Source organism: Streptomyces sp. NRRL F-2580 (assembly GCF_000720115.1).
Taxonomy (GTDB): domain Bacteria; phylum Actinomycetota; class Actinomycetes; order Streptomycetales; family Streptomycetaceae; genus Streptomyces.
Genome location: NZ_JOIR01000079.1, coordinates 1 through 7639 on the forward strand (window position 1 = coordinate 1; position 7639 = coordinate 7639).

At 70.4% G+C, this 7639-nt stretch carries 11 protein-coding genes and 2 pseudogenes; 9 read left to right on the top strand and 4 right to left on the bottom strand.

Annotated elements, in window-relative coordinates:
* Window positions 1-128: 128 nt before the first annotated feature.
* Window positions 129-290: a hypothetical protein gene (locus IF88_RS47085; protein ID WP_158754910.1), complete on the top strand. Its 162-nt coding sequence runs from the start codon at window positions 129-131 to the stop codon at window positions 288-290.
* Between the two features lie 298 nt (window positions 291-588).
* Here the strand turns inward: IF88_RS47085 and IF88_RS0139190 are convergent, their stop codons facing one another.
* Both IF88_RS0139190 and IF88_RS0139195 read right to left on the bottom strand, forming a co-directional pair.
* Window positions 589-873 (bottom strand): hypothetical protein, encoded by a 285-nt coding sequence (locus IF88_RS0139190; RefSeq protein WP_030724151.1) that lies wholly within the window; start codon window positions 871-873, stop codon window positions 589-591.
* Between the two features lie 115 nt (window positions 874-988).
* Window positions 989-1618: a hypothetical protein gene (locus IF88_RS0139195; protein ID WP_234323874.1), complete on the bottom strand. Its 630-nt coding sequence runs from the start codon at window positions 1616-1618 to the stop codon at window positions 989-991.
* A gap of 1227 nt (window positions 1619-2845) precedes the next feature.
* Between IF88_RS0139195 and IF88_RS47090 the strand changes: the two genes are divergently transcribed.
* The 4 genes and pseudogenes from IF88_RS47090 to IF88_RS48910 all read left to right on the top strand — a co-directional run.
* Window positions 2846-3280: a hypothetical protein gene (locus IF88_RS47090; protein ID WP_158754912.1), complete on the top strand. Its 435-nt coding sequence runs from the start codon at window positions 2846-2848 to the stop codon at window positions 3278-3280.
* Window positions 3281-3283: 3 nt separating this feature from the next.
* Window positions 3284-3718, top strand: coding sequence for a phage holin family protein (locus IF88_RS0139200; RefSeq protein WP_078893432.1), 435 nt, complete (start codon window positions 3284-3286; stop codon window positions 3716-3718).
* Window positions 3687-3821 (top strand): annotated as a pseudogene (locus IF88_RS49800) (DUF3618 domain-containing protein); the annotation flags it as partial. The gene IF88_RS0139200 and the pseudogene IF88_RS49800, both read left to right, overlap by 32 nt.
* Window positions 3822-3896: 75 nt before the next feature.
* Window positions 3897-4097 (top strand): annotated as a pseudogene (locus IF88_RS48910) (MFS transporter); the annotation flags it as partial.
* On the opposite strand, the gene IF88_RS0139205 reads toward IF88_RS48910, so the two are convergent.
* Complete coding sequence (locus IF88_RS0139205) at window positions 4094-4534, bottom strand: nuclear transport factor 2 family protein (RefSeq protein WP_030724167.1); 441 nt, start codon at window positions 4532-4534, stop codon at window positions 4094-4096. The pseudogene IF88_RS48910 and the gene IF88_RS0139205 overlap by 4 nt on opposite strands.
* Before the next feature lie 135 nt (window positions 4535-4669).
* On the opposite strand from IF88_RS0139205, the gene IF88_RS0139210 reads away from it, so the two are divergent.
* Window positions 4670-5242 (top strand): TetR/AcrR family transcriptional regulator, encoded by a 573-nt coding sequence (locus IF88_RS0139210; RefSeq protein ID WP_030724170.1) that lies wholly within the window; start codon window positions 4670-4672, stop codon window positions 5240-5242.
* A gap of 66 nt (window positions 5243-5308) precedes the next feature.
* Here the strand turns inward: IF88_RS0139210 and IF88_RS0139215 are convergent, their stop codons facing one another.
* Window positions 5309-5851, bottom strand: coding sequence for an MOSC domain-containing protein (locus tag IF88_RS0139215; protein WP_030724173.1), 543 nt, complete (start codon window positions 5849-5851; stop codon window positions 5309-5311).
* A 209-nt stretch (window positions 5852-6060) separates the two neighbouring features.
* Here IF88_RS0139215 and IF88_RS0139220 point away from each other — a divergent pair, with 209 nt between their 5' ends.
* The 3 genes from IF88_RS0139220 to IF88_RS0139230 all read left to right on the top strand — a co-directional run bounded on the left by IF88_RS0139220 (window position 6061) and on the right by IF88_RS0139230 (window position 7544).
* Window positions 6061-6414 (top strand): hypothetical protein, encoded by a 354-nt coding sequence (locus IF88_RS0139220; RefSeq protein WP_030724176.1) that lies wholly within the window; start codon window positions 6061-6063, stop codon window positions 6412-6414.
* A gap of 178 nt (window positions 6415-6592) precedes the next feature.
* A complete protein-coding gene (locus tag IF88_RS0139225; protein WP_030724178.1) occupies window positions 6593-7204 on the top strand; it encodes a GOLPH3/VPS74 family protein in 612 nt (203 codons plus the stop codon).
* Window positions 7205-7298: 94 nt separating this feature from the next.
* Window positions 7299-7544: a hypothetical protein gene (locus tag IF88_RS0139230; RefSeq protein WP_030724186.1), complete on the top strand. Its 246-nt coding sequence runs from the start codon at window positions 7299-7301 to the stop codon at window positions 7542-7544.
* Window positions 7545-7639: the final 95 nt, after the last annotated feature.

A 7639-nucleotide genomic window follows, 5' to 3' on the forward strand; every position in this document is an offset into this window, starting at 1 on the left:
GGGCTGGGCGGAGGGGCCTGTTCGGAAGCGGGGCCGGCTGGGGTGGCAGGAGGTGGGGGTAAGGGGGAGAGCGGCAAGGCCAGGCCGGGTGTGGGGCGGGGGTCAGTGGGGGGTTTCTGAACACGCTCGTGTCCAGGGCCGGTCGTGAGCGGTTCGACGCGGCGTTCAACAAGGCCGTGGCCGGCACGGGCGTCGCGCCGCGCGGCGCGCAGGAGAAGACGCGGGCGGCACTGGGGCGGCTGACCAAGACGGCCGCCCGCAAGCTCATCACGGCCCTGGTCGGCCGCTGAACAGCCGCCCCACCCCTTTCCGGCTCCGGAGCCAGAGGGTCCGGGCTGCCGGGCGTGACGGCTCCCACCGGGAGCCCGGACCGGTGCACCGGCGCACCGTGGTTGTGCCTACCGGTCCGGTCCGGCAGCCCTACCTCCACCACCTCGGCCACCCCGCGAGGGCCACCACCCTCTACAGCGCGTAACGGGTCAGCGCCGACGAACAGCACCCGAACCGAGCCGGGAAGACCAGCCTGGTACGTCACCGTCGGCCTGCACACCAGGAGATCCCGCGGTGATCTGGGGGGCCGGTGTCCAATCAGGTGCCGACGGCGGTCACGCCGAACATTAGGGTTCGGCGGCTGACGTCGTAGTGCACGGTCGGTGTGCTGCTCAAGAGGTCCTGGAGGACCTCGGCGTCGTCGGCGTCGACGGTCAGTACCTCTTCCCAGGCGCCTTCGTCGAGTACGAGCTGCAGGGTGATGGTGCCGCTGGCGCCGGGCGCGCCGGCCACCCAGCTGAATTGGTAGTGGCTGAGCTGGCGCACTTTGATGCTGTCGTCCGTGACGGGCTGGGTCACCTTGGTTGTGGTAGCTCTGGCCATGGCCTGTCTCCTTACGTGAATAACGTCGGGTGCGGTGGGCGGATCGAACTGGGGCCAGCGAGCAGCGGACAGGTCAATGTCCGACAGAGGCCGAGGGGGCAGGCTGGCTGTGAGTTCAGCAGTGGCCGGCCATCGGGCCGTGGTGGCAGGCACGGCGTACGGCAGCCACGCTTCTGCCGCCTGCCATGGCCAGGGGCGAGGCGGCGCGGCGCAACATTCCCGCCTGCTGTTGCTCGGGGCGCTGCTGCTCCCCGTGCAGGGCGTTGAGCACGACAATCCCGGCTGTCAGGGCCGGTACGGCCCACTGCAGCAGCGCGAGGTGGCGCTGCGCCTGATCCATTTCCACGGGGTGGTCCTCGGCCGCTGCCTGGTCTTCGGAGTCCGGGGACGAGGCGAGTTCGATTTTCTTGCCCAGGACGCGGCTGTAGGCGGTGGCGGCGAGCGCGGCTCCGGTGAGGACCGTCTTGGCGAGGGTGGAGGCGCCCACACCGCTCTGGTAGGCCACCCGTGCACTGTTGGCTCCCAGCAGGCCGGCGCCGCCCACGAGGTGGGCGCCGATCGCGGCCGCGTTCACCGGCGTCCAGGCAGCCCAGCCGGCGCTGGCGATCCGCGAGGCGAGAACCGACTCCTTCACGGCGTTGCGCGCCGCTCCGTTCAACCCGACGGCCCCCATGAGAGAACCCCCGAACCAAGCTGCCAGACCGATGTCATGCAGACTGCGCATGACCGTGTTGCGTTCAGACATGTGAGTCCTTCCAGACACACGCGTGCCCGCGGGCGCAGGCACCGAACTCAGGCTCACGGTGATCGGCGGTGCCTGCCAGACGAGGCGCGCACTTGGAGCATCCCGCCTTCGCATAGCCGGTGGGACCGGTCGGTGCGCAGCGGCGGCTGTCTCGAGCCACATCGCGGAAGGCCGGTGCCCGGGTGACTGTCGCTCTCGGTCACCGTCTACTGCGTAACTGTGGAGCCCTTGGCCGCGTTGAGTAGGGCGGCAAGCACACCTTTCCGACGCCCCACGGTGGGACTGGTGCGGGTGATGGCCCTGACTTCGCTCCCTGCGTCGGGGCCGTCGTCATGCCCACCCCCCGATCGAGGCGCTCGGGGGGCCGGCAGGCTACGACGCAGGTGACCCTAGGGCTCGGATCGAACCAGCCTGTACGCCGCTTGCCGCAGCCGAGCAGAGGTCCCGCCCCCTGTCCTTGCTTGCGCGGCGCCCGCGAGCCAGTTGGGCGACGACGGGTTGTGTGGTCACCCTGCCGGCCTCCGCCTCGGTAGCGGGCGGCCTGCCGCGCACGTCGATCATCACCTCCTGGGCGACCTCTTCGGACTGCGCCCGTCGCGTACGCCTGGTTCTCTACTGTGCTCCCAGTGATCGCGCGCAGGGCTGGCCCGGGTCTTCGGGCATGACAGCGAAGGTGGCGTGGCGACAGACTTTCCTGCCCGGCCTGGAGATCGGGCACCGCGGTGCTGGCCCAACGTGCTTCCCCGATCGCTGGCTGCTGTCTACTCGACCGACGAGACCCGGGGCAATCCGCAAGCCTCCCCAGTTCGTGGCTGCCTCAGCTCGATGGGCGAAGGCCCTGACTGGCTTCCGTCGCCTTCCACACCATGCGTGGGTGGACGGCCGAAACATGGGCAGGCGCTGGCTGGGCGGGGAACCTCGATCCTTCGATTGACCAGGAGGAGCCTTGAGTGACTTCCAGGAATCGAGCCGCCGGCAGGAAAGCAGCGGGGCGGCGGTAGCGCATACGGCTCAGGACAAGGCGAGCGAGGGTGCCGCACTGGTCGGGGGGAAGGCCGCCGAGGTGGGCGGAACGGCGAGGGAGCAAGCGGCCAACGTCGTTGGCGAGGCCACCGCCCAGGCACGGAGTCTTGTTCGGGACCTGCGTGGTCAGCTCCAGGGGCAGGCACAGTCCCAAAGCGGTCGGCTGGTGGAGAACGTGCGTCGGCTGCACAGGAGTTGCGGGAGATGGGTGAGGGCGGCAACCCCGACTCCACCATGGCGGGCGTGGCCCGTCAGATAGCTGACAGTGGCGACCATGTTGCCGACCGCATCGAGCAGCGCGGTCCCGGCGGGCTGGTCAGCGATGTGAAGAACTTTGTCCGCCGCCGCCCGGGCGCCTTCCTGGCGGGCGCGGCTGTTGCCGGGTTCCTCGTCGGTCGGGCCGAAAAGGGAGTAATCGCGGCCGCCTCCGCCGACAGCGGCGGCTCCCCGCCCGGGGACTGGCCTGCTGGAGACGTTCCTCCTGTCGCGCGCGCTGGCGTACCTGCCGGCTACGACGACCTAACCGACGCCTACGGCCAGTCGCGGCCCCCGCACGTGGTGGCGACACCGCCGTCCTCCCCACCAGCGGGCGGTCCGCCGCCGTACGGCGGCTCGTCACGGCCTGTGGAAAGGATGTGACCCGTGTCCACCGAATACCGGGAGCGGCCAATCCGCCACGTCCCGCCCCATCCGGATGGGGTCGAGCCGTCGATCGGTGATCTGGTCGATGCGATCGGCCAGGATCTGTCCGCTCTGGTCCGCACCGAGATCGAACTGGCGAAGGCCGAGTTGAAACAGGAGTCGGCGAAGGCCGGCAAAGCGGCCGGGATGCTGGGAGGCGCGGGCTACGCCGGCCATCTGGCCATGCTGTTCGGAAGCCTCACGGCCGTCTTCGCGATGTCCAACGTGATCAATATTGCGTGGGCCGCGCTGATCGTCACCGCCCTGTGGGCCGCCGTCGGCGCGGCGCTCTACGTGAGCGGCCGTGCAGGCTGGCGCAATGTCCACCTCAAGTCCGAACAGACCGTGGAGTCGCTGAAGGAGGATGCGCGATGGGCCCGACACCGGACGAGCTGAGGACCGATGCGGAGTACCGGCGCGCGACCTGGCGCGCAACGTCGACGCCCTCGCGGACAGGGTGACCCCCCGCAGGATGGCGCAGCGCAAGGTCACATCGGTGCGCCACCGGGTCAGCGGAGTGAGGGAGCGTGTGATGGGCACGGCACAGCTCGCGGGCCCGCATTCGCGCGTCGACCTGGGACGCACCCTCGCCCGCTTCGAGCTCTCCACGGGCTTCGGCCTGGCCGTCTCCCCAGCGGTCATCACCGGCCTCGCCCCCCACGGCCCGGCCGCGCTCTGGCGCCACCGAAAGGGATCGAGGAACGCGGCTCGACGGGCACGACCGGCACGACAGGCACGGACACCAGGAGCCCGGCATCCGTGCCGCCGGAGCTAAGCGCCTTCCAGTGCCGCCACCAGTTGGGGGAGTTTCCCGTCGGCCACGATGAGGGCGAGGTGGTCGTGGTAGTCCCGGCTGCTGACGATCAGGCCGTCGCGGACCCGCAGCACCTGGATGTTGGCGGCCTCGAAGGTCCGCCCGGTCACCCGGTGGCGCACGTGGTAGTCGAACTCGGCGACGACGACCTCCGCGTCGTCGGTTTCCCGGACGACCACGTTCGCCGGGGTCAGCTCCACGGGCGAACTCGCCGCGACCAGGGCGAACCGCTCCCCGAGCGCGGCGCGCCCCTCGATCCGGCGCGGACCGGCGGGCTCGAAGACGGTCTCCACCACGGCGTCCTCGGCGTAGAGCTCGGCCAGCTCCGTGTACCGCCCGGCGCCGATGCGCTCGATCAGCCTCTGGAAGACCTCGCGCGGTGAGAGGGTTTCGGGCATGACGACCTCCGTGGGGTCCGTGGGGATCCGTCGATAGAATCGGACTGGCAACTCCGTTTTTACGATACGGACTGGCGACTCCGGTTGTCCAGGGTCGTGCTGCCGTCGGCGGCGAAAGGTGGGAGAAGGAGAAACATGGGTGGCGCTCAGGAACGCCCGCTGCGGGCGGACGCGGCCCGCAACCGGGCCAGGCTGCTGGATGTCGCCACGGAGGTGTTCACCACCCGCGGCGTCGGCGTGCCGACCGAGGAGATCGCACGAACCGCCGGGGTCGGCGTCGGCACGCTCTTCAGGCACTTCCCCACCAAGGAGGCGCTCCTGGAGGCGGTGATGGTGCGCAGGCTGGAGACCATGGCGGCCCGGACCGCCCAGCTGGCCGCCGACGCCGGGCCTGCCGAGGCCTTCTTCGCCTGCTTCCGTCTGGTGGTGGAACAGTCCGAGGGGAAGAGCGAGTTCGCCCAGGCGCTCGCCGCGGCGGGGGTGGACGTACACGCGTCCCTGCAAGGGCCGACCATGGAGATCCAGGCCCGCCTGGCCGATCTGCTGGCGGGGGCCCAGCGGGCCGGGGCGGTCCGACCCGAGCTGGGCCTGCCGGAGTTCATCGCCCTCCTGGCCGGCACGGGCAGGGCGATGGAACAGCTCGGAGCGGACCCGGCGCCCCGGGAGCGCGTCTTCGAGGTGGTCTTCGACGGACTGCGGCCACGCTGACCGGAGCCGGAGCGTGTCGATCAGCGGCCCCTCGACGGCCACGCCCTCGCGGCAAGCGGGGGGGGGTCAGACCCGCTCAAGGGGTCGGTGCGGACCGCTGGGAAGCTCCGCTCTGATCGTGTCACCCGGGCGTACGGAGCTGCCCTCCTTCACGATGCACATGATTCCGGCCTTGCGCACGATGTTCCCGGACTCGTCGCGGCCGACGACCTGCTTCAGCAGCCCGTCCTGGAAGTTGTCTATCTGCAGGCAGGGATTGCGCAGGCCGGTCACCTCCAGCACGGCGTCCTCGCCGATGTGCAGCAGCGTGCCGACTGGCAGGCCGAGCAGATCGATTCCGCGGGTGGTGATGTTCTCGCCGAGGTCACCCGGCGCCACCTCGAACCCCTCCGCACCGACCTCGGCGAAGAGCTCCTCGTGGATGAGGTGGACCTGGCGCAGGTTCGGCTGCGTGGGGTCCTGCGCCACGCGCGAGCGGTGCTTGACCGTCACGCCGGCGTGGACGTCGCCCTCCACCCCGAGGCCGGCGAGCAGCGTGATGCTGTCCCGGTTCGGCTTGGTGAACGAGTACTCGCCGTTGCTGCTGACTGCCGTGACTGTCCCGTACATGCTCGGAGCCCCTCCTCAGTGGTGATGATCAGCTACGAGCCTAACCCTCGGACCTCAAGGCACGGCCGCGAGAGGCGGCGAAGCCGATCGGCTGGGCATGGCGGTGACCAGGGGCGGAAACTGTGTAGGCGTCGAGATCCCGGCGCCGCTATCGTCCGGTCTCCGACCAGCCTTACCAGCGGGCCTACCGCGTTCGGAGAGCGAATCACATGACCAGGCAGCGTGCGACGACGGCCCTGTGGCGGCCCACCGGCCCCAAGGAGCTGGACCTGGTCCGTGAGCTGAACTGGCGTGCGTGGCCGCCCCGCCTCCCCGAGCAACCGATCTTCTACCCGGTCCTCAACGAGGACTACGCGATCAGGATCGCGCGGGACTGGAACGTGAAGCACAGCGGTGTCGGCTTCGTGACCCGATTCGAGGTCGAGTCGGAGTTCCTGAGCCGGTACCCCGTCCAGCAGGCCGGGGGACGGACGATCCTCGAGCTGTGGGTTCCGGCCGAGGAGCTGGACGAGTTCAACGCTCACATCGTGGGCGAGATCCAGGTGGTCCACGAGTTCCGCTGAGGCAGGGCGGCCATCGCGGCAGCCCTGGTCACCGCCCGAGCGAGGGCCTTGGCGGCGCACCTGACGGCGTGCGGGGCGGCGAACGGCGCCGACGCGCATGCGCATTCACACGACCATCGGGGGCCGAGTCGATCAATAATGGGCCGGCGACCTGCCTGCACGGCGAGAGGAGCCCTTGATGACCACACCGCGGGACTTGTTGATCATTGCCATGGACGCGGGGTCCGGTAGCCCCGTCGAACAGGGTGAGCTGTCGCTCGCGCTCGCCGGAGCCGAGGTAATCGACCTCCTCGCGGCCGAGGCCGTCAGACTGGACGGGGATCACATCGTGCCGGGCGACCAGACCGCCCAGGCTGATCGCCTGCTGGAGCAGGCGGCCGCGTCGCTCGTTCGGGAGGAGCCCTACGAGTCGGTCCCCGACTGGCTGTGGCGCCGGGGCCGCGGCCTGTCCGAGGCCTACCAGGCCGAGCTGGAGGCCGACGGGCAGCTCGTCCGGCAACGCCGCCAGGGCATCTCCTTCCGGGCCGGTCAGCTCGTGCTGGCCGATTCGCCCGCGCGCCGCCGGGCCGCGGACCGCCGGGCCGCGGACGAACCCGTCCTCACCACCCTCGCGGGGGCCGTGGGCGTCGGAGGGAAGCGGACCGAAGACGTCCCGGACGTGGCCGACGACGACGTCGCGACCGTGCTGGCCGCCGTCAGCGACGCGCTGGTGGAACTGGCGTCCGTACGGCAACGGCGAGCCATCGAGGACGCGGCCTTCGACAACATCTGGCGGGGCGGCGGCGGATGACGACGGGGGCGGCCGGACCGTGCGGGACCCCGCACGGCCGGGTGAATCCCCGAAGGGTATTCGCGAGGGTATTCCTGCGTGCATACTCGGAGGTATGGCAGATACGACTGTGAAGATCGACTCGGTCACCCGGGACCGGTTCGCGGCGGTGGCCGCCGCGCACGGCATGAGCGTGCGCGCCTATCTGGCCGAGCTGGCCATCGAACAGGAGAACCAGCTCGCCCTGGGCCGGGCGACCGCCGCGTTCCGTGAAGCGGTCTGCCAGCCGGGCATCGCGGAGGCCTTCGACCGCGAGTTCGGCGGGCCGCCATCGTCCGCGAGCGGACACCGGGCGGCCTGACCTTGCAGCTGCACATCGACATCCGCTGGCTCCTGGACCGGCAGGAGGAGCTCCTCGGCAACGAGCTGGGCGTGCTGGACTACTCCGGTCTGGTG

Bases quoted from the DNA above. Each gene is read 5' to 3' on its own strand.
- IF88_RS0139195 (WP_234323874.1), bottom strand. From the start codon at position 1,618: ATGTCTGAACGCAACACGGTCATGCGCAGTCTGCATGACATCGGTCTG.
- IF88_RS0139190 (WP_030724151.1), bottom strand. From the start codon at position 873: ATGGCCAGAGCTACCACAACCAAGGTGACCCAGCCCGTCACGGACGAC.
- IF88_RS0139220 (WP_030724176.1), top strand. From the start codon at position 6,061: ATGACCAGGCAGCGTGCGACGACGGCCCTGTGGCGGCCCACCGGCCCC.
- IF88_RS0139210 (WP_030724170.1), top strand. From the start codon at position 4,670: ATGGGTGGCGCTCAGGAACGCCCGCTGCGGGCGGACGCGGCCCGCAAC.
- IF88_RS0139230 (WP_030724186.1), top strand. From the start codon at position 7,299: ATGGCAGATACGACTGTGAAGATCGACTCGGTCACCCGGGACCGGTTC.
- IF88_RS0139215 (WP_030724173.1), bottom strand. From the start codon at position 5,851: ATGTACGGGACAGTCACGGCAGTCAGCAGCAACGGCGAGTACTCGTTC.
- IF88_RS47090 (WP_158754912.1), top strand. From the start codon at position 2,846: ATGGGTGAGGGCGGCAACCCCGACTCCACCATGGCGGGCGTGGCCCGT.
- IF88_RS0139205 (WP_030724167.1), bottom strand. From the start codon at position 4,534: ATGCCCGAAACCCTCTCACCGCGCGAGGTCTTCCAGAGGCTGATCGAG.
- IF88_RS0139225 (WP_030724178.1), top strand. From the start codon at position 6,593: ATGACCACACCGCGGGACTTGTTGATCATTGCCATGGACGCGGGGTCC.